Below are 23,089 nucleotides of genomic sequence, written 5' to 3'. Positions count from 1 at the left end.
GAGGGGCGGCCGGGCGGGCTGCGCAGGACCGTTGGCGCCATGGATGGCGCCATCGAGCCCCCAAGGACGGGTTTACGGCGTGTCCTGCGCAGCCCGCCCGGCCGCCCCCACACGCATCAGTCAAGGCGCCAAACGCCTCAACCCCGCGCCTTGCTCGGATTCACCAGATTCCCGAAGAAGATCGCGTTGATCAGCAACCGGTCCGTGCCATGCCAGTACTTGCGATGCGCCGGATCATCGGCAAACAGCACCACGTTGCCCTGCCCCTGCGCCGACACCAGCAGCCACGCGCTGCCGGCCACCCGCGCACGGTTGCGCTCGGAAAGATAGCCATTCACCCGCGGCGGCGTGTCGATGCGTACCACCGTCGAGAATGGGTTCGCACTCGGCTGCAGGGTCACTGTGTTCTCCTTGTTGATCGCCAGTTGCCGGCGCGGCACGCCGAACGCCAGCGGATGACTGGTGTCCACATCGGCGCTGAGGATGTTGCCGCTGACCCGCTCGATCGCGGCGATGTCGCGCTGGTCGCCGAACGCACGGCGGCTCTCGTCGGCAGTCTCTTCTTCCTTGCCGAGCTTCTCGCCGTCGGCGAGTTTCTGTTCGATCGCCCACTTCGAAGCACTGCCGTAGGTCACCAGCGAGCCACCGGCCTGCACCCAGCGCTTCAGCGCAGCCACCGCCGTGGTATCGACGCCGGTGTAGGTCCCCCCGGACAGCACGATCGTGGTGTAGCGGTCCAGGGACACTTTGCCCAGCTGCTGCGGGTCCAGCTTGCTGGCGGGCAAGTGCAACTGCTGGTCGAGCAGGAACCAGGCCGAGCCGATCTCGGTGGCGGCCACGCCCTCACCCATCACCAGCGCAACCGCGGGTTTGCGCAGCGCCTTGACGCCGTCACTGCCCAGATCGATGCCTTCGCGGCTGCGGCCACTGGACAGCGCGTGCACCTGCACACCCGCTTCGCGCGCGGCCGATGTCACTGCCTCAAGCAGCGCCGCGCCCTGCAGCGTTTGCCCGGCAACCGGAATCACCAGGCTGCCGGCGGCGAAGCTGACCTCGCCCTGCGCGGTCGCGGTGGTGAACGGCTGGAATGCCGCACGTGCGCTCACGCCTTTGCCCTGCAGCGCGGCCAGCGCGCGCCCGGCGTTGTAGTCGCGCCAGTCGATCGCGTACGCGAATCCGGCCTGGCCACCCAGCACCGCACCCTGCTCCGCCGGCAGCGCGGTCACGCGTGCGCCACCGTCGACGCGGCTGCGGCTGCCGGCGAACGCCACGCCGTAGGCCGGTGCGATCGCATAGCTGGTGCTGCCGTAGAACACATCCCCCTTGATCGGCGGCGTCTCGGCAAAGATCGAATGCACCAGGCGGAACTGCGCCTGCTGCACCGGCACCACGTAGGCGCTGCCGGCATCGAAGCGCTGCCCATCGACAGTGACTGCACGCTCCAGTGCGCGCACCTCGATGCGATGCAGCAGCAACAGTCCCAGCAGGCGACGGGTCAGTGCCGGATCGTGCGCGTCGCCGAACACGAAGCTCTTCACCGGCTGCTGTGCGGCCTGCTTCAACGCGCTCTGGAAGAACTGCTTCTGCAGGTCGAACAGGCCGCTGCGCTCAGCTACCGCACCACGCACCGTGCCCAGCCCGGTGGCGACCTGGTTGCGGATGGTGAACGGGAAGGTCAGCAGGCCATTCACCGATTCCTGCACGCGGCCACGCGAACTGGCCTGCTCGACGGTGACGCCGACCGCGCCGTGGAAGTCCGGATAGGTCGAGCCGTACACCGGCGAGAAGTTGTCGAAATTCTCGCCGGTGTAGTACAGCGAACCCAAGACATCCAGCGCCTGCGCGTGGTACCTGGCCAGGGTCTTGTTGAACTCGTACGACGGCGCCGGAATCAACGGGCTGTGCATGCTCTTCGGCGAAGGCTCGAAGTAGTACGTGCTGTCCTTGCCCATTTCGTGGAAATCGATCTGCACGTTCGGGTACCACTGGTGGAACACCTCTACCTTCGGCCGTGAGTCCTGCTGGGTCAGGGCAAGCCAGTCGCGGTTGAGATCGGTGAAATAGTGGTTGGTGCGCCCTTGCGGGAACGGCTCGACATGTTCCTTGTCGGCGGGGTCGGCCGAAGCCGGATCGGAGGCCCAGGCATTGTGCCAGTTGGCGGCACGGTCACGGCCGTCCGGATTCTGCGCCGGGTCGAACAGCACTACCGCCTGCTGCAGCCACTGCTGGGTTTCGGCACTGCGGTTGGCCACCAGGTAATAAGCGGTCAGCATCGCCGCCTCGGCACTGGAGGTCTCGTTGCCATGCACGCTGTAACCCAGCCACACCACCACCGGGCTGTCGCCGGCCGCGCTGCGCGGTTGCGCCGGATCGGCCAGGGTCGCGTGCTGTTGGCGCAGCTGTTCCAGCCGCGCGTGGTTGCCGGCGGCGGTGACGGTGGCGATCAGCAGCGGGCGGCCCTCGTAGCTGCGGCCGATCTCGCGCACGCTGATCTTGTCCGAGCGTCTGGCCAGTTCCTGGAAGTACGCCACCAGCTGGTCGTGCCGGGTGTAGCGGCTGCCGATCGGGTAGCCGAGGAACTGCTCCGGTGTCGGCACCGCTGCATCGAACGCTGCCGCATCCGTGGCCTGCGGGAAGAAATAGGCACTCTGTGCCTGCGCCGGCTGCGGGCAGGACAGTACAGTGGCGGCGGCAAGCAGCAACGGAAGAACGGCACGGCGATGCAAGGACACGGTGACTCCCCTGGAACACAACGGCAGACAGTTGCGCGGCCGGTCCCTTCAGGTGGCCGGCCGCGGCGGATGGATCAGAAGCGGTAATCGAAGCCCAGCGTGAAGTAGCGGCCGCGCAGGTCGTATTGGCTGAAGTCGTACGGCGCGCGGATGCCCGGGAACGAGGCGTCGTACGGCGGCGTCTTGTCGGCCAGGTTCTGCACCTTGGCGTACACGGTCAGCTTGTCGATGCCGGTATAGGCCAGGTACAGGTCGTACTGGCTGTAGCTGCCGACGCGCTGCTGCACGGCCTTGGCCGCGGTGCTCGCTTCCTGGCGGTAGCCGCTGGTGTAGTACCAGGTCACGGCTGCGTTGAAATCGCCGTACTTCCAGTCCAGCGTGGTGGTGGCCTTGTCCTTGGGCAGGGTCGCGCCCAGGTTGCTGCCGGCGTAATCGACCAGCGGGCCGCCGACCACGGTCGGGCGACGATAGTCGCGCACGTGGGTGTAGGCCGAGGACACGGTGAAGTCGCCGAGTGCAGCGGTCGGGATGCGCTGGCGCAGCTCGACATCGATGCCCGAGGTCTTCAGCTCGCTCAGGTTCTGGTAGCGGTTGTAGACCGCCTGCAGCTTGCCGCGCTCGTCGCGCTGCACGGCACCGGCCACGTTGTCGTTGACCAGGGTCTGGGTGTTGTTGGTCCCGACCAGGTTGTCCAGCTGGATGCGGTAGTAGTCCACGCTCAGGTTGGTGTTGGCCCACGGCGACAGCACCACGCCGAAGTTCACGCTCCTGGTGCGCTCGGGCTTCAATGCGTTGTTGCCGACGGTGAAGAAGGTCGGGTTCTGCCGCGAGCCCGGCACGTCCGGATCACGCGGATCGACCACGCTGCCATAGGCGATGCTGGTGCTGTTGGAGTTTTCCGACAGCGACGGTGCACGGAAGCCCTTCGACGCCGAGGCACGCACCAGCAGGAAGTCGAGCGGCTGCCAGCGCAGGCCGATCTTCGGCGAGAACGCATCGCCGAAATCATCGTAGTGATCGGCACGCGCGGCGGCGGACAGTTCCAGGGTCGAGGCCAGCGGCACGTTCACTTCGGCGTAGGCGGCACTGACCTGGCGCTGGCCGTGCACTTCGGCGATCGCCGGGCGCACCTGCAGGCCGGCATCGATCTGCCACGGGTTGTTGGAATCGAGCTTCTCGCGGCGCCACTCGGCACCGGCGGCGAAGCCGATCTCGCCGGCCCAGGTGTGGCCCAGGCTGCCGGAGATCTTCGCGTCGACGCCCTGCAGCTTCGACTCGGCCGGGCGCAGCGTGGCGATGTTGATCGAATCACGTACCGACTGCGGCGTGGCCGCCGGATTCAGCAGGTTGTAGCTGCCGGTGGCCAGCGCGTCAGCCAGCGCCCAGCGGTTGGCGAAGCCGCCGGACACGCTCTCGCGCTCGCTGCTGCGTGCGCCGAATGCGGCCACTTCCCAGTCCCAGTTCGCAGTGGTGCCACGCAGGCCGAACACGCCGCGATAGGCGGTGGAACGGTTGGTCTTGATGGTGCCGCCGAGGTCGAAGAAGGTGTACTCGATCGGGATCGCGCGGCCGTACGGGTTGTACGGATTGTTGGCCGGCAGCAGCGACGACACCGGTTCGGCCAGGCCACTGTTCGCGTTCAATGCGAAGCGGCCGCTCTCCAGGGTGAAGAACGGGCTGCTGCCGAACCACGCGGCGCTCTTGATCTGGCTGTACAGCACTTCGCCGAAGGCCTCGACGTTGTCGTTCAGGCGGAAGGTGCCGTTGGCATAGGCCTGGTAGCGCTTGGTCGAGGGAATCAGCGTGGTGAACGGCGCCTGGTTGAAGCCGCAGGTATCACCGGACAGGCCATCGATCGGCGCGCTGGCGACGCGGGTGGTGCCGGCCGGGCAGTTACCGTTGGCGTCGAGCATCGGCACCGACACGCCGTTGACCAGGTAGCGCGCGCCCTTGGCCGACCAACCGTTCCAACGGCCACCGGGCTTGTCGGTGTAGATGCCACTGCGGGTCAGGTTGCGCTCGTCCTGGTCCAGGCGCTCGCGGTTGTAGCCCTGCAGGCTGAAGAGGATGTTGTAGCCGTCGGTGTCCAGATCACCGAGGCCACCGACGAACTTCAGGTTCTGCTCGTGCAGGCCGCCCTGGTCGGCACCGCCGAAGCTGCCGCCGATCTCGGCGCCTTCGAAGTTCTGCCGGGTGATGATGTTGACCACGCCGGCCACGGCGTCGGAGCCGTACACCGCCGAGGCGCCGTCCTTGAGCACTTCGATGCGCTCGACCGCGACCAGCGGCAGCGCATTGAGATCGACGAAGGTGTCGGACAGGCCGCCGGCCGGGAAGCCGTAGTTGGCCAGGCGGCGGCCGTTGAGCAGCACCAGCGTGTTCTTCTGCGACAGGCCGCGCAGGCCGATGCCGGCCGAGCCGGAGGCCCAGCCGTTGTTGGTGGTTTCGTTGGCAGCGTTGCCGGTGTTGGCCGAGATCGAGCGCAGCACGTCGGCCACGGTGGCCTTGCCGGTCTGTTCCAGCTGCTGGCGGCCGATCACCTGCACCGGGTTGGAGGCCTCGGTATCGGTGCGCTTGATGTTGGAACCGGTGACGCGCACGGCGGCCAGGGTATTGGCGTCGCCAACGGCGTCGGTGGAGGTTTCGGCGGCGGCGGACAAAGGCGCGGCCAGAGCGACGGCCAGGGCCGCCACGAGCAGGGTGTGCTTGGGCATGACGATGTGGGGGAGGTGGTGAGGACGACGAAGTTCCGCAGTAGTCCATGCCTGGCCGGCGCCCGGCCAATAACATCTCTTCATACGGATATAAGAGAAACTATCATCTCTTCATCCGGATGGAAAGAGTCACTTCACGGAAGACCAACGTCCGCTCAGGCTGCCGGGCCGCCTGCGGCGTACAATTGCGCCATGGAAATCTTCAAAATCTTCATGCTCGAGGCGGCGCACCGCCTTCCCAACGTGCCGCCGGGGCACAAGTGCGCGCGCCTGCACGGCCACTCGTTCCGGGTGGAACTGAAGGTCGAGGGCGAGCCCGGCGCGCAGACTGGCTGGATCATGGACTTCGGCGACGTGAAGGCGGCTTTCCAGCCGATCTATGACCGCCTGGACCATCACTACCTCAACGACATCCCCGGCCTGGAGAACCCGACCAGCGAGAACCTGGCGGTGTGGATCTGGAACGAACTCAAACCCAGCCTGCCGGCGCTGAGCGAGATCACCGTGCACGAAACCTGCACCTCCGGCTGCCGCTACCGCGGTCCGACGTCCTGATCAACCCATTGATCTGAAAGCTTTTTCAAAGGCGCCCTGAGCGCCTTTGTTATTTTTGTTGCATTGCCGCATCAAGGGCGTATGCTGCGTTGCATCAAGCCACTCCCTGATGCCCCCATGGCCGCCGCCTTCAGCGATCGCTTCAGTGATGCCACCCGCCAGCTCGCCACCGCGGCAACGCGTGCGAACCGGTTGGCGTTGGAGAACGCGGAAAGCATGTTCGGCGTGCAGTTGAAGGCGATGGAGCGCAACCTGACCGCGACCGGCGGCTGGCTGGGTGAACTGGCCCGCAGCGACGACGCGGCCGGGATGCTCAACAAGGGCGCACAGCTGTGGCAGGACAACCTGCAGCGGCTGGGCCGGGCCCAGCAGGATGTGGTCGGTCTTGGCCTGCAGGCCAGCAAAGCGTGGTCCGAACTGGTGCAGGGCTACAACGAATCAACGGCGGACGCGAGCAACCACTGACGCGACGCAACGCTCATTGCGTGGGTCCCTCCCCCCACGCAATCCGGACCCGGCAGATCCCTCCCTCTGCCGGGTCTTTTTTTGCCTGGCGTTTGGGTATCGAAGTGCGTCTTCGCCCGACGTCTCGGCCGGCTGAAGGGCCCCGCCGGGGCTCGGCGTGCGGTGAGGAGAGCGCAGCACGCGCGGCCGCCTTTCAAGGAAGCGCCGACGAACTCCGAACGCAGGGCGGAGGCCCTTGCGTACGAAGTAAAGGGGGAGGTGACGGCCAACGGCCGGCGCCGGAGGACATTCGTACGCAAGGGCATCCGCCCGGCGCCGCGCTGAATGAATCCGCGACACGCGTGTCTTCATCCGACGTCTCTGCGGCTGAAGGGCCCCGACGAGGCTCGGTGTGCGGTGAGGAGAGCGCAGCACGCGCAGCCGCCTTTCAAGGAAGCACCGACGAACTCCGAACGCAGGGCGGAGGCCCTTGCGTACGAAGTAGAGGGGGAGGTGACGGCCAACGGCCAGCGCCGGAGGACATTCGTACGCAAGGGCCTCCGCCCTGCGCCACGCAGAACACGCCGCGAAGTAACCTCAGCGCCCGCGATTACCGTGCCAGTGCTGGTGCCACGCCTGGAACATCAACACGTTCCACAGGTGCGTATGCCACTTGCGCTCGCCGCGCACGAACGCTTCCCAGATGCCGCGCACCCGTGCCGCATCGAAACAGCCCTGATTGCGCAGCAGCTGCGGGTCCAGCAGCGCCTCCGCCCAATCGCGCAACGGACCGGCCAGCCAGCGCGCCATCGGCGGGCCAAAGCCGCGCTTGGGACGGTACACCAGCGGCTCGGGCAGGTAGCGTGCCAACAGGTGCTTCAGAATCAGTTTGTGTTCGCCATCGTGGTACTTCAGGTGCTGCGGCAGGCGCCAGGCCAGTCGCACCACCTCCATGTCCAGCAGTGGCGCGCGGGTTTCAACGCCCGCCGCCATGCCCGCGCGGTCAACCTTGGCGAGGATGCCCTCGGCCAGGTCCATGCGGAAATCCAGCAGCTGGATGCGCGCTTCGGCCGGCAGCGCCGAGTCCTGCTGCTGGAAGATCGTCACCGGTTCACGCGCGCCCAGCACCACCTGCGCCGGCTGCCGCCAGCGGGTCACCCGCTGCAGGTAGTGGCCTTCCACATCGTTGGCAGCAACCTCGGCCACCAATGCACGCCATCCACCCAGGCGACCACGCTCAGCGTTCATGCGGTTGCCGCTGCGCCGCGCCAGATCACGCACCCAGTCCGGCAAGCCACCGCACAGGCGCGCATTGCGCAGCGCGCGGCCATAGCTGGGGTGGCCGAAGAACAGTTCATCGCCACCGTCACCGGTCAGTGCCACCGGCTTGCGCGCCCCCAGCAGTTCACTGGCCAGCAGCGTCGGCAGCTGCGAGGCGTCGGCGAACGGTTCGCACCAGACCTGCGGCAGGCGCTGCAGCAGGTCCAGGCCCTGGCGCGCGTCCATGCGGTGCAGGTGGTGCTGCACACCCAGATGGCGCGCGACCTGCGACGCCCAGTCGCTCTCGTCATGTCCCGGATCGTCGAAGCCGACCGTCCATGCTTCGATTGGCAGGGTGGATTGGGCCTGCATCATCGCCGTCACCAGCGAGGAGTCGGTGCCACCGGACAGGAACGCGCCACAGGCCAGCGGCGAGTGCATGCGTGAAGCGATGGCTTTCTGAAGTACCGCCTCAAGCTGGTCGGTGGCCTGTTCCAGGCTCGGCGCCGGTTGCAGCGGCTCCTGCAGTGCACTCTGCATCGCTTCGCGTGCGCACCAGTAACGCGCCCCCCCCTGCGCGGCCTGGCTGGAGCAACCCGCGGCATGGTCGCTGAGATCGATGCGCAGCATCGCGCCCGCCATCAGCTTGTGGATGCCGCGGTAGATGGTGTGCGGCGCCGGCACATAGTCGTGGCGCAGCAGCAGGCTCAGCGCATCCTGGTCGATGCTCGGTGCGAACCCGGCGAAGGCCTGCAGCGCCTTCAACTCCGAGGCGAACAGGAACTGGCCCTGGTACCAGCCGTAATACAGCGGCCGCTCGCCCACCGGGTCGCGGGCCAGCCACAGCACGCGCGACTCGCGGTCCCAGACGCTGAAGCCAAAGGCGCCCTCGATACGCGCCAGCGCCCGCTGCACGCCCCATTCGACGATCGCCTGCAGCAGCAGCCGTGCATCGCTGCAGCTGCGTGGCAGATCGCGCAACTGCGCCTGCAGGTCAGCGCGGTTGTACAGGCGGCCGTCCAGGCACAGCACGTAGCGACCGCAGCCCGAGCTCAGCGGCTGCAACGGCGTATCGGTCGGCGCCCGGCAGTGGCCCAGCGCGAGGCCGGCCTCGGCGTCGGTCCAGTAGCCGATGCGGCCACGCCCACGCTGCTGCAGCGCCCGCAGCATCGGTGCCAGCTGCTGCAGCAGCTGCTCGTCCTCGGCGGGCGGCAACCAGGCCCCGACCACGCCACTCATCGGGAGCCTCCGCACTGGCGGCGGCGGGACGGGTTCAGCAGGCAAGAGGCGGCGGGCGACATGGGGACGGCACGCGGAGCGGAGGAGACTCCATGCTCGGCGCCGGGCCGCGCGGCGTCAGTCGCTTTGCTGTCAGCGATCGTCACCCGCCGTATCACGAAGGTAACGCTTTGTAACAGCCTCGGGCTATGCTCAACGCCAAGCTGTTGCCAGGCCTGAAGCGCGGCCCCAGCGCCAGCAACCCCGGCTGAATGGCGCCCACCCGCTGTACCCGGTCGGCCCGCAGGCTGGGATAGCATCGCCGCGCTCGTGCCGTGGCGGTACGTTTGCGTCCACGGAGGCCTTGGAAATGCTGGATATCGTACTGGTCGAAGACGATGCCCGCCTGGGAACGATGGTCAGTGACTACCTGCAACGGCATGGCTACCAGGTGGCCCACGAGCGTAGCGGCGAGCGCGCAGTGGCCCGCATCCTGGCCGAGAAGCCAGCCCTGGTGCTGCTCGATGTCGGCCTGCCCGACCAGGATGGTTTCGAAGTGTGTCGGCAGATCCGGCCCCACTATGACGGCATCATCTGCGTGCTGACCGCCCGCACCGACAACATCGACCAGGTTCTGGGACTTGAGCTGGGGGCCGACGACTACATCGGCAAACCGATCGAACCGCGGGTGCTGCTGGCGCGGCTGCGCGCCCACCTGCGCCGCCACCGCCGGGTCGAACCGCGCGACGGCAGCCTGCGCTTCGGCGAGCTGAACATCGACCCGTCCACCCGCAACGTGCACCTGCAGGGCGGCCTGCTGGAGCTGACCACGGCCGAGTTCGACCTGCTGTTCCTGCTGGCCAGCAACGCCGGCCAGATCCTGGACCGCGACGCGCTGCTGCGCGGCCTGCGCGGGATCGCCTTCGACGGCCTGGACCGTTCGATCGATGCCCGCATCTCGCGCCTGCGCCGCAAACTGGGCGACAACCCCGAGCAGCCGGAACGGATCAAGACCGTGCGTGGCCGCGGCTACCTGTTCAGCCGCTCGGCATGGGGATGAAGCGCACGCCCTCGGCGATGCGCGGCCACGCCTTCCACTTCCTGCGCTACGGGATCGGTTTCCTGGTCGCCCACCTGTTGTTGATCGTGCTGGGCCTGTGGGCCTGGGACGCCCTGCTGGAAGACCGCACCGAAGCCGGCCTGCAGGCCGAGATGCGCGGCACGCACGCGCTGCTGCAGCATCGCTTCGCCGAAACCCCGCGCGAGCAGTGGCCGGCACTGGCGCGCGAACTCGACGCCGATTTCGCTTACGCGCTGCGCATGGTGCCGCTGGCCGAGGCGGTGAGGGCGCTGCCGGCCAGCCAGCGCCCGCCGTTCAACAACGGCCGCGTACAGATCGACCTGGAGCACATGCGCAGCCTGCAGCGGATCGGCGACAGCGACTACGCGGTGATGCTGGGGCCGCTGGACGAAGCGCTGCCGGACGAGGGCTGGCAGGACAGCGAAGTGTCCGGCGTGGCGATCCTGCTGCTGATCCTGATGGTGGCGGTGGCACTGCCGATGTACGTGATGGTGTACCGGCTGTGGCGCGACGTCTCGCAGCTGGCCCAGGCGGCGCGGCGCATGCGCGACGGCCAGCTGGACACGCGGGCGCCGCGCGCCGGCACCGCACTGGTGCGGCCGCTGGCCAATGCCTTCAACCACATGGCCGAGCAGCTGCAGCAGCTGCTGGAAAGCCAGCGTGTGCTGGCGCAGGCGGTGGCGCACGAAGTGCGCACGCCATTGGCGCGGATGCGTTTCGGCCTGGCCGACCTGGAGGACACCGCGCTCGATGATGGGCAGCGCGATGCACTGGGCGGGCTGCGCACCGACGTCGATCGGCTGCAGCACCTGACCGATGCAGGCGTCGAGTACGCCGCACTGGGCCGCTGCCATCAGCTGACCCGGCAGCGCCTGCAGCTGGCGGCACTGGTGCGCGGCGTGGTCGCCCAGTTTGCACCGCTGCCGATGCCGGTGCAGCAGGCGCTGTCGCCGGTGGGCCTGGTCAACGTCAACCGGCACATGCTGGAGCTGGCACTGCGCAACCTGCTCGGCAATGCACTGCGTTACGCGCGCCGGCAGATCCGCATCGCCAGCACGGTCAATGACGGCTGGCTGTGCCTGCAGGTGGAGGACGACGGCCCCGGCATCGCACCCGAACTGCGCGGCCAGGTACTGCAGCCCTACGTCCGGCTGGACCCGGGCAGTCCCGGCTTCGGCCTCGGCCTGGCGCTGGTGCAGGTGGTGGCCGACAAGCATGGCGGCCACGTCGAAGTGACCGATTCGGCGCTGGGCGGTGCCTGCATCCGCCTGCACCTGCCGCTGGAAAACGGCGGCATCGTCGAATGCGAAGCGGCCTGCTAGGCCGCCGGTTCCGCACGCGGCAAGGCAAACACGAACAGCGCGCCACGCTCGCTGTCGCGCAGTTCGATGCGGCGGCCATGCAGCTGCACGATGCGCTGCACGATCAACAGGCCCAATCCGCCGTTCTCGCCGCGCCGCGCGCCCAGCGCGGCCGGTGCCTGGAACAGCTGGGTGCGCAACGCCGGCGCCACCCCGGGGCCGTCATCGGCCACGCTGACCTCCACGCTGTCGGAGGTCGCGCGCAGGCGCACCTCGATCTGTCCACCGTCGGGTGCATGCCGCAGCGCGTTGTCGAGCAGGTTGGTCAACACCCGTTCGACCAGGCCCAGGTCGGCGCGGACCAGCGGCAGGCCGGGCGGAAACGCCGCGTGCAGCTGCTGGTCACGCGCCTGCGCCGCCAGTTCGAACTTCTGCAGCACGTCCTGCAGCAGCTCCGGTAGTGCGAACACCTCCCACTCCAACCGCACTTCGCCATGCTCCAGCCGCGCCAGTTCGAACAGCGCGCGCGCCAGCCGGCCGACCTTGGCGCTCTGTGCCAGCGCAATGCCGAGATAGCGGCGGCGCTCGTCCGGCGACAGCGTAGCGTCCTTCAACGCCAGCGTTTCCAGGTAGCCATGCAGCGACGACAGCGGCGTGCGCAGGTCGTGCGAGATGTTGGCGACCAGTTCGCGGCGCTGCAGGTCCTGCTGGCGCAGCTGCTGCCACTGCTCGCCCAGCCGCTGCGCCATCTGCGCGTGCGCGTGTTCGAGGATCACCAGCTCGTCGCGCTCACCGGGGCGCAGCGGCGCCGGCGGCGGCAACGGCGTGGGTGCGTCGATGTCGAAGGCCTGGATGCGCCGGGTCAGCCGCCGCAGCGGACGGGTCACCCAGTAGAACGCCACCAGCCCGGCCAGCAGGCCGAGGCCACCGACCAGCACCACCGACCACAGCGTGGTGTTCCACTGGCTGCCGGCGGCAAGATCGTCGGCCAGCATTTGCCGGTGCTCGCCGACCAGCACCACGTACACATAGCCCGCCGGCCGGCCCTGCACGATCAATGGTGCCGCGCTGAACACCTTGCGGCCATTCGCGCTGCGCGGGTCATCGCCGAGGATCGGCAACGGCGCACCGGCCAGCAGGCGGCGCAGCGGCGCCACGTCCACCCGGTTTCGCACCAGGTGCCCACTGGGTGCATCGTGGCCGAGGATGCGGCCCTGGTCGTCCAGCAGGTAGACCTCGACGCTGGGGTTGACCGCCATCAGCTGGCCGAACAGCGCGCGCACCGCGGCATCGCGCATGCCGCTGGTGTCCATCAGTTCGCTGCGCTGGGCGATGTGTTCGGCCAGGCCCAGCGACAGCCGCTGCACGACTTCCTGCTCGTGGCGGGTGTTGGCACGCATCTGCAGTGCCAGCAGCGCCATGCAGCACATCAGCATCAGCGCGGCGGTCACCACCGCCAGCTTCTGCCACAGGTTCGGCTTGATCATGCCGCCGCCCCGGCCGGGTCGACCAGCTTGTAGCCGCGGCCCCACACCGTCAGCAACCGCCGTGGGTTGGCCGGGTCGGGTTCGATCTTGCTGCGCAGGCGGTTGATGTGGGTGTTGACCGTGTGCTCGTAGCCATCGTGCTGGTAGCCCCAGACCTGGTTGAGCAGTTCCATGCGCGCGAACACCTGGTCCGGGTGACGTGCGAAGAACAGCAGCAGGTCGAACTCGCGCGGGGTCAGCTCCAATGGCTTGCCATCCACCGAGGCGGTGCGCGCGACCGGGTCCAGCTGTAACCCGCCCAGCTCGATCGCACCGGCATCGATGCGCGCGCTCTGTGCCATCGCCTCGGCGCGGCGCAGCAGCGCGCGCACGCGTGCCACCAGTTCCGGCATCGAAAAGGGTTTTGCCAGGTAATCGTCCGCGCCCAGCTCCAGGCCGACGATGCGCTGCGTTTCGCTGCCGCGCGCACTGATGATGATGATCGGCACGTAACGCGCCATCGCGCGTGCACGCTGGCAGACCTGCAGGCCATCCACGCCGGGCAGCATCACGTCCAGCACCAGCGCATCCCAGGGACCTTCCTGCTCGAGCAGGCGCAGGCCGGCATCGCCGCTGGCAGCATGGGCGACGTCGTAGCCCTCATCGCCCAGGTGCATGCGCAGCAGGTCGGCGATGTGGGCATCGTCTTCAACGATCAGCACGCGTTTGGTCGACATCGGCAACTCGGGGCCAGTGGGGAGGCTGGCTGCATTGTGGCGCGGGACGGCCGCCGATACCTCACGAAAAATTGAATCCTGCGTGAGGATTCGTTGACCCGGGCGGGCGCAGCATGGCCCCGTCGCCCCTTCCCGGAGTCCGCCATGTCCCTCTCCCGCCGCCATCTGCTGGGCCTGGGCGGTGTTGCCACCGCCGCCGGCCTGCTCGGCCTGGGGGCCTGCAACCGCGCCGCCCCGGCCGCCGCCGAAGCGCGTCCGTCGCGACAGTTCGAGGTCATGCACAGCGATGCCGAGTGGCGCCAACGCCTGACCCCGGCGCAGTACGCGGTGCTGCGCCAGCAGGCGACCGAGCGCCCCTACAGCAGCCCGCTCAACAAGGAACACCGGCAGGGCACCTTCGCCTGCGCCGGCTGCGCGCTGCCGCTGTTCTCCTCGTCCACCAAATTCGAGAGCGGCACCGGCTGGCCCAGCTTCTGGGCACCGCTGCACAACGCCATCGGCGAAGACCGCGACGTGACCTTCGGGATGCTGCGGGTGGAGGTGCACTGCCGCCGCTGCGGTGGCCACCTCGGCCACGTGTTCAACGACGGCCCGCGCCCGACCGGGCTGCGCTACTGCATGAACGGTGCGGCGATGGTGTTCGTTCCCGGCGCCACGGATGGCACCGCCGACGGCTGGCGGGTGCCGGTCGGTTCTTCTCCTGTTTCCGGAGCCTGACCATGCTGCTGTTGCTGCTTGCCTACCTGGGGGGCGCGCTGACCCTGCTCAGCCCGTGCATCCTGCCGGTGCTGCCGTTCGTGTTCGCGCGTGCCGACCGTCCGTTCCTGCGCAGCACGCTGCCGCTGCTGCTGGGCATGGCGCTCACCTTCACCGTGGTTGCCAGCCTGGCCGCGGTGGGCAGCCAGTGGGTGGCGCAGGCCAACCAGGTCGGACGCTGGATCGCCCTGCTGCTGATGGCGCTGTTCGCGGTGGCGCTACTGTGGCCGCGACTGGCCGACCACCTGCTGGCACCGTTCCAGCGCGTGGGTGCCCGTCTGAGCGCGCGCGCCGATGCCGCTGATGCCGCTGGGCGCGGCGGCGCGTGGACCTCGCTGCTGATCGGCATCGCCACCGGCCTGCTGTGGGCACCGTGTGCAGGTCCGATCCTCGGCCTGGTGTTGACCGGTGCCGCCCTGCATGGTGCCAGCGTGGGGACCAGCACCCTGCTGCTGGCGTATGCGCTGGGCGCGGTCACTGCGCTGGCGCTGGCGGTGTGGGTGGGTGGCCGCGTGTTCCGTGCGCTGCAGGCGCGGCTTGGCCTCGGCGATGTGCTGCGCAAGGGGCTGGGCGTGGCCGCCCTGCTGGCGGTGGTGGCGATCGGCCTGGGCTGGGATACCGGCCTGCTGACCCGTCTTTCCACGGTCAGCACCGCGCGTATCGAGCAGGGCCTGCTGGACGCGGTACCCGGCGCGCAGCCGTCGGCACCGCCGATGATGATGATGGCCGGTGCCAACGCCGCTGCCGATGCACCGCTGCCGGTGGAAGGCACGCTGCCCGCGCTGGACGGGGCCACCGGCTGGCTCAACAGCCCCCCGCTGGCAGCCCAGCAGCTGCGCGGCAAGGTCGTGCTGATCGATTTCTGGACCTACTCCTGCATCAACTGCCTGCGCGCGATGCCGTTCGTGCACGAATGGGAGCGCCGCTACCGCGACCACGGCCTGGTGGTGGTCGGCGTGCACACACCGGAGTTCGCCTTCGAGCGTGACCCGCGCAACGTGATGAAGGCGGTGCAACAGCTGAAGGTCGAGTACCCGGTGGCGCTCGACAACCAGTACACGATCTGGCGCGCGTTCAACAACCGCTACTGGCCGGCGCAGTACTTCGTTGATGCGCAGGGCAACATCCGCGGCCACCAGTTCGGCGAGGGCAATTATGCGCGCTCGGAACAGATGATCCGTCGCCTGCTGACCGAAGCCGGCCAGACGAATCTGCCGCCGCCGGCCGATCCCGCTGCCGCCGAGCTGAAGGGCGTGGCCGTGCAGGCCGACATGGGCAACCTGCGTTCGCCGGAAACCTATCTGGGCCACGCCCGCGCCGAGCAGTTCGCCTCGCCCGGCGGACAGCGCAGTGATGCCGCGTTCGACTACTCCTTGCCGGCGACTCTGGCGCTGAACCAATGGGGACTGTCGGGGCGCTGGACCGTCACCGATGAAGCCGCACAGCTGCAGCAGGCCGGTGGCCGCATTGCGTTCCAGTTCCATGCGCGCGACCTGCACCTGGTGCTGGCGCCCACCCGCGACGGCTCGCCGGTGCGCTTCCGCGTCTGGTTGGACGGCAAGCCACTTCCCGCCACCGATGCCGGCAGTGATGTCGGCGCCGATGGCAGTGGCGTGGTCGACGAGCATCGCCTGTACCAGCTGGTACGCCAGCGCGGCACGGTCAGCCCGCATCGCTTCGAGATCGAATTCCTCGATGCAGGCGTGCAGGCCTATGCCTTCACCTTCGGTTGAACCGGGAGCACATGATGAAACTCTCCTTTGAACAGGGCATCGCCGCCGGTGTTGCCGGCCTGGTGGCCATGGCATTGATTGCCGGGGTGCTGCTGGTCGATCACGGCGCGGCTGCGGCGCCGGTCGAAGCCAGCGCGCAGATCCAGGCACTGCCGGCCCCCACCGGCGACGCGGCGTTCCGCGATGACGCCACCCACGCCAGCGTGGTGTTTGCCGGCGGTTGCTTCTGGGGCGTGCAGGGCGTGTTCCAGCACGTCAAGGGCGTGAACAATGCAGTGTCCGGCTACATCGGTGGCAGTGCGGCCAATGCGCGTTATGAGCGCGTCAGCGGTGGCCAGACCGGCCATGCCGAAGCGGTGAAGATCGACTATGACCCGCGCCAGGTCAGCTATGGGCAGCTGATGCAGGTGTTCTTCTCGGTCGCGCACGACCCGACCCAGCTCAACCGCCAGGGTCCGGATCACGGCAGCCAGTATCGCTCGGCGATCTTCAGTGATGACGCCCGCCAGCAGGCCGCCAGCCGTGCCTACATCGCCCAGCTCGGCCAGGCCGGCAGCTACCGCGCACCGATCGTCACCCAGCTGGTCAGCGGCCAGCGCTTCTACCCGGCCGAGAGCTACCACCAGAACTACATGACCAACTACCCGCAGGCCGCCTACATCCGCTACTACGACGCACCGAAGCTGGCGGCCCTGGCCAAGCAGTTCCCAGCGCTGTACCGGCGCGAGGCGGTGCTGGTGCCGATGCGCTGACGACCTGGGTAGTGCCGGACGCTGGCCGGCAACCGCGCCGTTCCGGATCCAGGGATTGCCGGCCAGCGGCCGGCACTACCCAAAAAAGACGCACGGCCATCCAGCCGTGCGTTTGGGAAGTATCGGCCACGCCCCGATCAGGCCCGGCCGACGACGACATGGTAGGCTCGCCATCATCATGGGTACAGCACCAGATGGCGGGATGTTCGATGGATACAGATGACCAGGCCACGATGATCCCTCCGCGCTACCAGCGGCTCTCCGACGAACTGGCCGAGGCCATCCACGGCGGTCGCCTTCCGGTCGGCAGCCGCCTGCCTTCGCTGCGGCAGATGGCGTCGCAGCGCAGGCTCAGCCTCAACACGGTGATCGCGGCCTATCGCCAGCTGGAAGATGCCGGGCTGGTGATTCCGCGGCCGAAGGCGGGCTTCGAAGTCGCGCCGCGGCTGTCGGTGCCGGAGCGTTCGCTGCGCGACACCCCGTCCGCGCCCACCGCGCCGCTGCAGCAGGTGCTGATGGCCCGGGTACTGGAAGCACAGCGCCGCCCGGGTGTGGTCGATCTGGCCTTCGCCGGCCCACGTGGTCGCCAGTTCTATCCCGGCGCGCAGCTGGCCCGGCATACCGCGCAGGTGCTGCGCCACGGCCAGCAGACGGTGGAGACCTATGCGAGACCCAACGGCTCCCCCCGGCTGCTGACGCAGATCGTGCGCCGCGGCCCGCGCATGGGCCTGCATACCCACAGCGAACGCCTGCTGCTGACCCACGGTGCGATGGAAGGGCTGCAGCTGGCGCTACGCGCGGTCACCCAGCCCGGTGACGCGGTGGGCATCGAGGCGCCGTCCTACTTCAACCTGTATCCGTTGCTGGCCAACCTCGGCCTGCAGGCCATCGAGTTGCCCACCCACCCGCAGCACGGACTGGATGTGGATGCACTGGATGCGCTGCTGGAGCACACGCCGCTGGCCGCACTGGTGGTGATGCCGACCGTGCACAACCCGCTCGGCTGCACCATGCCGACCGCCGCCAAGCAACGCCTGGCCGAGCTGGTCAACGCACGGCAGCTGCCCCTGATCGAGGATGCGGTGTACGCCGAGCTGCAGTTCTGCGAACCGCCGGCACCCTTGCTGAAAGCCTTCGATCGCGATGGCTGGGTGATGGTGGTCGGTGGCTTCTCAAAGACACTGGCGCCGGATTACCGCATCGGCTGGCTGGATGGCGGCCGCTTCGCAGAGCGCATCGCACTGCTGAAGTTCCAGTCCACCGGCGGCGAGCCGCAGCTGCTCGGTGACGCGGTCGCCGCGTATCTGGAAGCCGGCAGCTACGAGCACCATCTGCATCGCATGCGCCGCCTGTACCGCGAACAGGTGGGACGGCTGCGCCAGCTGGTAGCCGAGCATTTCCCGGCAGGCACCCGCGCCACCGAACCACAGGGCGGATTCCTGCTGTGGCTGGAACTGCCGGGCGTGGACACGCGCGAGCTGTTCGAGCGAGCGCTGCAGGAGGGCATCGTGTTCATGCCCGGCCAGGTCTATTCGCGTGGCGCGCGCTATCGCCACTGCCTGCGGCTGTCGTGCTGCCAGACCCTGGATGCGCGCTTCATCGGCGCGGTGGAACGGCTGGGTGCGATCGCGCGGGAGCTGGCGGCTGCAGCACGGTAGTGCCGGCCGCTGGCCGGCAACTGCACGGACGTGATTCATCGAGGTTGCCGGCCAGCGGCCGGCACTACCCCAGGTCGTCGAGCAGGTGCGCCGCCAGCACTTCACCACTGGCATTCGGCAGATGCGGCAGCCGCCCCCAGCACGGCATCGGCAGGCGCTTCTGCAGCGTGGCGATGTTCTCGTCCTGGCGCTGCATCGCCGGGTCGATGTGGTTGCCGATCCAGCCCAGGCAGTCCACGCCGCTGGCCTGCAGCGACTGCGCAGTCAACCGCGCGTGGTTGACGCAGCCCAGCCGCATGCCCACCACCAGCAGCACCGGCAACTGCAGTGCTCGCACCAGGTCGAGCTGGTCCAGCGTGGCCGAGACCGGCGCCAGCCAACCGCCCACGCCCTCCACCACCACGATATCGGCCTTCGCGCGCAGGCGTTCGAACGCGGCCATGATCGGCGCCAGCTCCACCTGCACGCCGTCCTCGGCAGCGGCCAGCTCCGGTGCCAGCGGCTGCCGCAGCGCATAGGGATTCAGGTCGGCATAGTCCGGCACCGGCCAGCTGGCCGACTGCAGCGCCAGCGCGTCCTCGTTGCGCAGGCCCTGCCCCAGATCCTCGCTGCCGCTGGCCACCGGCTTCATGCCCACCGCGCGCAGGCCACGCTGGCGCAGCGCATGCAGCAGCGCGGTGCTGGCCGCGGTCTTGCCGATTCCGGTATCGGTGCCGGTAACGAACAGGGCGGGCGGCAGCGTAGCGGGCAACGGCATCGATGGGCTCCAACAGGGCAACAGTGCGTGCATTATCGCCGGCCCGGTGCACTTGCTAGACTGCAGGCATGTTCGCCAATGCCTCGCTCACCGGCAGCAAGCCGGAACAATACGCCCAGCTGCTGGAACAGGCCCGTGGCCTGGTCTACGCCGAGTCCGACCGCATCGCCAACGCGGCCAACCTCTCCGCACTGGTCTACCACGCCCTGCCCGACCTGAACTGGGTGGGTTTCTACCTGTACGATGGCAAGGAACTGGTGGTTGGCCCGTTCCAGGGCCTGCCGGCCTGCGTGCGCATCCCGCTGGACAAGGGTGTGTGCGGTGCCGCCGCCAGCCAGCGGGTGACCCAGCGCGTGGACGACGTCGATGCCTTCCCCGGCCACATCGCCTGCGATTCGGCCTCGCGTTCGGAGCTGGTGGTGCCGCTGCTGCGCGGCGATGAACTGATCGGCGTGTTCGATATCGACAGCCCGAAGGTCGGCCGCTTCGACGCCGACGATCAGGCCGGGCTGGAAGCCATCGCCCGCGTGTTCGTCGAGGCGCTGGGATGAGCGCACCGAAGCTGCGCAACATCGGCCCGAAGAGTGCAGCGTGGCTGCGCCAGGTCGGGCTGCGCAGCCGCGAGGACCTGGTCGCGACCGGCGCGGTCGGCGCCTTCGTCAAGGTCAAGCGGGCCGGCTTCAAGCCCAGCCTGAACCTGCTGTACTCGCTGGAAGGCGCATTGCTGGACTGCCACTGGCAGGAACTGAGCGAGCCGCAGCGTGAGGCGCTGGTGCAGGATTACGAAGCACGCATCGCCGCGCACCCGCTGAAGGCGGCCGGCCCGGCGTCGGGTCCGGTGCATGAGCGACGCTTCGATGCCGACGATGACGCGGAAGACAGCGTGACCGAGGATGCGGACGCGGATTGACTGCACCGGTAGTGCCGGCCGCTGGCCGGCAACTGCGTGATCCTTGCAACGTTCCTGAGGCTGCCGGCCAGCGGCCGGCACTACCGGTGGGTTACGGCTGCTGCAGTTCCAGCAGCTCGCCCACCAGCCCGGCTTCGCCCCGCTCCAGCCACACCCGCAGGCGCGTGCCGTGGTCGATGCGCAGGGCCCAGCACAGCGACATCGGCAGGCCGCAGACCTGCGACAACACCATGCGCAGCGGGCCACCATGGCTGACCACCAGCGTCGGCACCGGATCATCATCATCGAGCAGGCGATCCAGCGCGCGCGCGATGCGCCGCTCGAAATGACCCCAGCTCTCGCCGTTCGGCGGCGGGAACGCATGCGGATCGGCGTGGAAGGCCGCCAGTGCATCCTCCGGCAGCTCGAACAGCGACTGCCCGTCCCAATCGCCGAAATCCAGTTCTTCCCATTCCTCGTCCGCTTCCACGTCCAGCCCGCGTGGGGTGGCCAGCGCCATCGCCGTGTGCAGCGCGCGCAACCGCGGTGAGCTGATCACCCGCTCCCAGCGTTGCTCGGCATAGGCCTCGACCAGCTCCTGCGGCAGGCCGGCCAGCTGCGGTGGGTCGCTGCGGCCATCGAGGAACTCATCGCGACCGTTGCCGGCATGGCGGACCAGGTCGAGGATCATGCGTGCGTCCCGGACGGGCGACGCAGGTACAGCGGAGAACGGGCGGACATCGGCAACGGCACCACGGGATCGAGCAACCATTCTAAAGGCACAGCAAAGGCAGCCGCGCAGGCGCGACGCAACGGACCAGCCTGCGATGCCGTAGACTGCGCGCACTTCCAGGTGACCTGCGGCCACGGCCGGCAGGTTGAAACGGGAAGCCGGTGACGCGTGATTCCACGCCAGGCCGGCGCTGCCCCCGCAACGGTAAGCACGTCAGTTCCAGGCAACACCGCCACTGTGCCGCAGGCATGGGAAGGCGCCTGGACGGTGGCCTCGCGCCACCCGGCGGCAAGCCCGGAGACCGGCCCGGAAGCCTCAGGTCGCGATGCGGTGGGCATGGCGCTGGATGACCGCAGCGTGCGCTGCGGCATCGGCGCGTGCCTGCCTTCGCGGCTCCTCCCCTTCGCCACGCGGGCGTGCGTGGCACCTGGAGTCCCCCATGAAGCTGCAGTCCCGAATCTTGTCCCTGGCCGTGCTGGCGGCCCTGCCCGCGCTTGCCCAGGCCGCCGAAGACACCACCGCGCTCGACCAGATCCTGGTCACCGCCACCCGTACCCCTATCGCCCTGCAGGACAGCATCGCACCAGCCCAGGTGATCGACCGCGCGCAGATCGAATCCAGCCAGGCCACCTCGCTGCAGGAACTGCTGCGCGGCCGCGCCGGCATCAACCTGACCAATGCCGGCGGGCTCGGCAAGCAGAGCTCGCTGTTCCTGCGCGGCACCAACTCAGGCCACACGGTGGTGCTGGTCGATGGCGTGCGCATCAACAGTGCCGACCTCGGCCTGGCCATGTACCAGGACCTGCCGTTGGCGCAGATCGAACGCGTGGAGATCGTGCGCGGCCCGCAGTCCAGCCTGTACGGCGCCGACGCCATCGGTGGCGTGATCCAGATCTTCACCCGCCGCAACCAGGGCGATTTTGCTCCGCACTTCCAGCTCGGTGGTGGCAGCAACGGCTTGCGCGAAGCCAGCGGCGGGATCGGCGGCGGGACCGAACGCGGCTGGTTCGGCGCCGACATCGCCTACCAGCATTCCGATGGCATCGATGCCTGCCGCGGCTCGGCAACGCTGTTCACCGGCTGCTTCGCCGACGAACCCGACCGCGACGGCTACCGCAACCTGTCCAAGAGCCTGCGTGGCGGCTACACCTTCAACGACCAGTGGAACGTGGAAGGCAGTGCGCTGCGCGCCGACGGCAAGAACCACTACGACGGCTACTACAACTATTCGGAAACCCGCCAGCAGGTGCTGGCCGGCAAGGTGCGCTACACCCCGTCCGAACGCCTGGCGTTCACCGCCAATGTCGGGCGCAGTGACAACGAGTCGGACAACTTCGGTGACTTCGGTGCCCGTGGCAGCGCTCAGACCCACCGCGACAGTGCCTCGCTGCAGGGTGACTTCGCCTTGGCCGAAGGCCAGCTGCTGAGCACCGGCGTGGACTGGAGCGAAGACAACCTGGATGGCAGCAGCGCGGGCTACCTCGTCGACAGCCGTCGCAACACCGGCGTGTTCGTGCAGTACCAGGGACGCTTCGGCCGCCACCAGCTGCAGGCCAGCGCGCGCAACGACGACAACCAGCAGTTCGGCAACCACGCCACCGGCAGCCTCGGCTGGGCGATGGAGCTCGGCCACGGCCTGCGTGTCAATGCCAGCTACGGCACCGCGTTCAAGGCGCCGACCTTCAGCGACCTGTACGACCCGTGGAGCGGCGTGCCGACGTTGAAGCCGGAGAAGTCCAAGAGTGCCAACCTCGGTGTGTCGCAGCAGGGCCAGGGCTGGCACTGGGGCCTGGACGTCTATGAAACCCGCATCGATGATCTGATCACCTACGATGCGGCGACCTTCCAGATGCAGCAGGTGGAGAAGGCGCGCATCCGCGGTGCCGAACTGACCGGTGGCGTGCTGCTGGCCGGCTTCGACATCAACGCCCAGCTGAGCTACACCGACCCACGCAACCGCACCGGCGGCAGCACCCAGTTCGACAACTGGCTGCCGCGTCGTGCACAGCAGACCGCGCGGCTGGACATCGATCGGCGTTTCGGGGACTTCCGCGCAGGCCTGACCGTGCAGGGCGCGGGCAAGCGCTATGACGATGCCGCCAACGCGGTGAAGGTGGGGGGGTACGGCACGCTGGATCTGCGCGCCGAATACGCGCTGACGCCGTCGTGGTCGCTGCTGGCGCGTGCCGCCAACGTGTTCGACCGCAGGTATGAGACGGTGGCGTGGTTCAACCAGCCCGGCCGCGAGTACCAGCTGAGCGTGCGTTACCAGCCGAAATGACCGCGACGGTCATGGTAGTGCC

Annotated in this window: 18 protein-coding genes and 1 riboswitch; of the genes, 11 read left to right on the top strand and 7 right to left on the bottom strand. The window is 68.5% G+C overall.

Annotated elements, in window-relative coordinates:
* Positions 1–137: 137 nt before the first annotated feature.
* Positions 138–2,732, bottom strand: a complete 2,595-nt coding sequence (locus tag AC5P66_RS11815) for a M14 family zinc carboxypeptidase (RefSeq protein WP_495216364.1) — start codon at positions 2,730–2,732, stop codon at positions 138–140.
* A 74-nt stretch (positions 2,733–2,806) separates the two neighbouring features.
* Complete coding sequence (locus AC5P66_RS11810) at positions 2,807–5,446, bottom strand: TonB-dependent receptor plug domain-containing protein (protein WP_099495405.1); 2,640 nt, start codon at positions 5,444–5,446, stop codon at positions 2,807–2,809.
* A gap of 192 nt (positions 5,447–5,638) precedes the next feature.
* On the opposite strand from AC5P66_RS11810, the gene queD reads away from it, so the two are divergent.
* Positions 5,639–6,001, top strand: coding sequence for a 6-carboxytetrahydropterin synthase QueD (gene queD, locus AC5P66_RS11805; RefSeq protein WP_099495404.1), 363 nt, complete (start codon positions 5,639–5,641; stop codon positions 5,999–6,001).
* A 117-nt stretch (positions 6,002–6,118) separates the two neighbouring features.
* The gene (locus AC5P66_RS11800; protein WP_049414819.1) at positions 6,119–6,466 is read left to right on the top strand and encodes a phasin family protein; all 348 of its coding nucleotides are present in this window, start codon (positions 6,119–6,121) and stop codon (positions 6,464–6,466) included.
* A gap of 576 nt (positions 6,467–7,042) precedes the next feature.
* Here the strand turns inward: AC5P66_RS11800 and asnB are convergent.
* Positions 7,043–8,944, bottom strand: coding sequence for an asparagine synthase (glutamine-hydrolyzing) (gene asnB / locus AC5P66_RS11795; protein ID WP_495216361.1), 1,902 nt, complete (start codon positions 8,942–8,944; stop codon positions 7,043–7,045).
* 349 nt (positions 8,945–9,293) lie between these two features.
* On the opposite strand from asnB, the gene AC5P66_RS11790 reads away from it, so the two are divergent.
* Entirely contained in the window at positions 9,294–9,983 is a 690-nt protein-coding gene (locus AC5P66_RS11790) for a winged helix-turn-helix domain-containing protein (RefSeq protein ID WP_010484092.1), read from the top strand.
* The gene (locus AC5P66_RS11785; RefSeq protein ID WP_262223514.1) at positions 9,980–11,326 is read left to right on the top strand and encodes an ATP-binding protein; all 1,347 of its coding nucleotides are present in this window, start codon (positions 9,980–9,982) and stop codon (positions 11,324–11,326) included. Before AC5P66_RS11790 ends, AC5P66_RS11785 begins: the two co-directional genes overlap by 4 nt.
* On the opposite strand, the gene AC5P66_RS11780 is transcribed toward AC5P66_RS11785, so the two are convergent.
* On the bottom strand, positions 11,323–12,792 hold the full coding sequence (locus AC5P66_RS11780) for a sensor histidine kinase (protein ID WP_262223513.1): 1,470 nt from the start codon (positions 12,790–12,792) through the stop codon (positions 11,323–11,325). The genes AC5P66_RS11785 and AC5P66_RS11780 overlap by 4 nt on opposite strands.
* Positions 12,789–13,508 (bottom strand): response regulator transcription factor, encoded by a 720-nt coding sequence (locus tag AC5P66_RS11775; RefSeq protein ID WP_111097235.1) that lies wholly within the window; start codon positions 13,506–13,508, stop codon positions 12,789–12,791. Before AC5P66_RS11775 ends, AC5P66_RS11780 begins: the two co-directional genes overlap by 4 nt.
* 144 nt (positions 13,509–13,652) lie before the next feature.
* Between AC5P66_RS11775 and msrB the strand changes: the two genes are divergently transcribed.
* The 4 genes from msrB (at position 13,653) to AC5P66_RS11755 (ending at position 18,407) form a co-directional block, all read left to right on the top strand.
* Positions 13,653–14,225: a peptide-methionine (R)-S-oxide reductase MsrB gene (gene msrB, locus AC5P66_RS11770; protein WP_495216357.1), complete on the top strand. Its 573-nt coding sequence runs from the start codon at positions 13,653–13,655 to the stop codon at positions 14,223–14,225.
* 2 nt (positions 14,226–14,227) lie between these two features.
* A complete protein-coding gene (locus tag AC5P66_RS11765) occupies positions 14,228–15,997 on the top strand; it encodes a cytochrome c biogenesis protein DipZ (protein WP_099486324.1) in 1,770 nt (589 codons plus the stop codon).
* A 14-nt stretch (positions 15,998–16,011) separates the two neighbouring features.
* Entirely contained in the window at positions 16,012–16,749 is a 738-nt protein-coding gene (gene msrA / locus AC5P66_RS11760; protein ID WP_099495422.1) for a peptide-methionine (S)-S-oxide reductase MsrA, read from the top strand.
* A 209-nt stretch (positions 16,750–16,958) separates the two neighbouring features.
* The gene (locus tag AC5P66_RS11755; protein WP_049414829.1) at positions 16,959–18,407 is read left to right on the top strand and encodes an aminotransferase-like domain-containing protein; all 1,449 of its coding nucleotides are present in this window, start codon (positions 16,959–16,961) and stop codon (positions 18,405–18,407) included.
* Positions 18,408–18,471: 64 nt separating this feature from the next.
* Here AC5P66_RS11755 and bioD read toward each other — a convergent pair whose 3' ends face one another.
* The gene (bioD, locus tag AC5P66_RS11750) at positions 18,472–19,164 is read right to left on the bottom strand and encodes a dethiobiotin synthase (RefSeq protein ID WP_099495400.1); all 693 of its coding nucleotides are present in this window, start codon (positions 19,162–19,164) and stop codon (positions 18,472–18,474) included.
* Between the two features lie 68 nt (positions 19,165–19,232).
* On the opposite strand from bioD, the gene AC5P66_RS11745 reads away from it, so the two are divergent.
* Together AC5P66_RS11745 and AC5P66_RS11740 are read left to right on the top strand one after the other, a co-directional pair.
* On the top strand, positions 19,233–19,715 hold the full coding sequence (locus AC5P66_RS11745) for a GAF domain-containing protein (RefSeq protein WP_004140850.1): 483 nt from the start codon (positions 19,233–19,235) through the stop codon (positions 19,713–19,715).
* Complete coding sequence (locus tag AC5P66_RS11740; RefSeq protein WP_099495399.1) at positions 19,712–20,074, top strand: TfoX/Sxy family protein; 363 nt, start codon at positions 19,712–19,714, stop codon at positions 20,072–20,074. Before AC5P66_RS11745 ends, AC5P66_RS11740 begins: the two co-directional genes overlap by 4 nt.
* Before the next feature lie 91 nt (positions 20,075–20,165).
* Here the strand turns inward: AC5P66_RS11740 and AC5P66_RS11735 are convergent, their stop codons facing one another.
* Positions 20,166–20,744: a histidine phosphatase family protein gene (locus AC5P66_RS11735; protein WP_099495398.1), complete on the bottom strand. Its 579-nt coding sequence runs from the start codon at positions 20,742–20,744 to the stop codon at positions 20,166–20,168.
* A 143-nt stretch (positions 20,745–20,887) separates the two neighbouring features.
* Positions 20,888–21,110, top strand: a riboswitch (cobalamin riboswitch).
* 115 nt (positions 21,111–21,225) lie between these two features.
* Here AC5P66_RS11735 and btuB point away from each other — a divergent pair.
* Positions 21,226–23,067: a TonB-dependent vitamin B12 receptor gene (btuB, locus tag AC5P66_RS11730; protein ID WP_049414833.1), complete on the top strand. Its 1,842-nt coding sequence runs from the start codon at positions 21,226–21,228 to the stop codon at positions 23,065–23,067.
* Positions 23,068–23,089 lie beyond the last annotated feature (22 nt).

The organism is Stenotrophomonas sp. YJH_SMC_122 (assembly GCF_059369535.1).
This window is presented reverse-complemented; position numbering and strand designations above follow the sequence as displayed.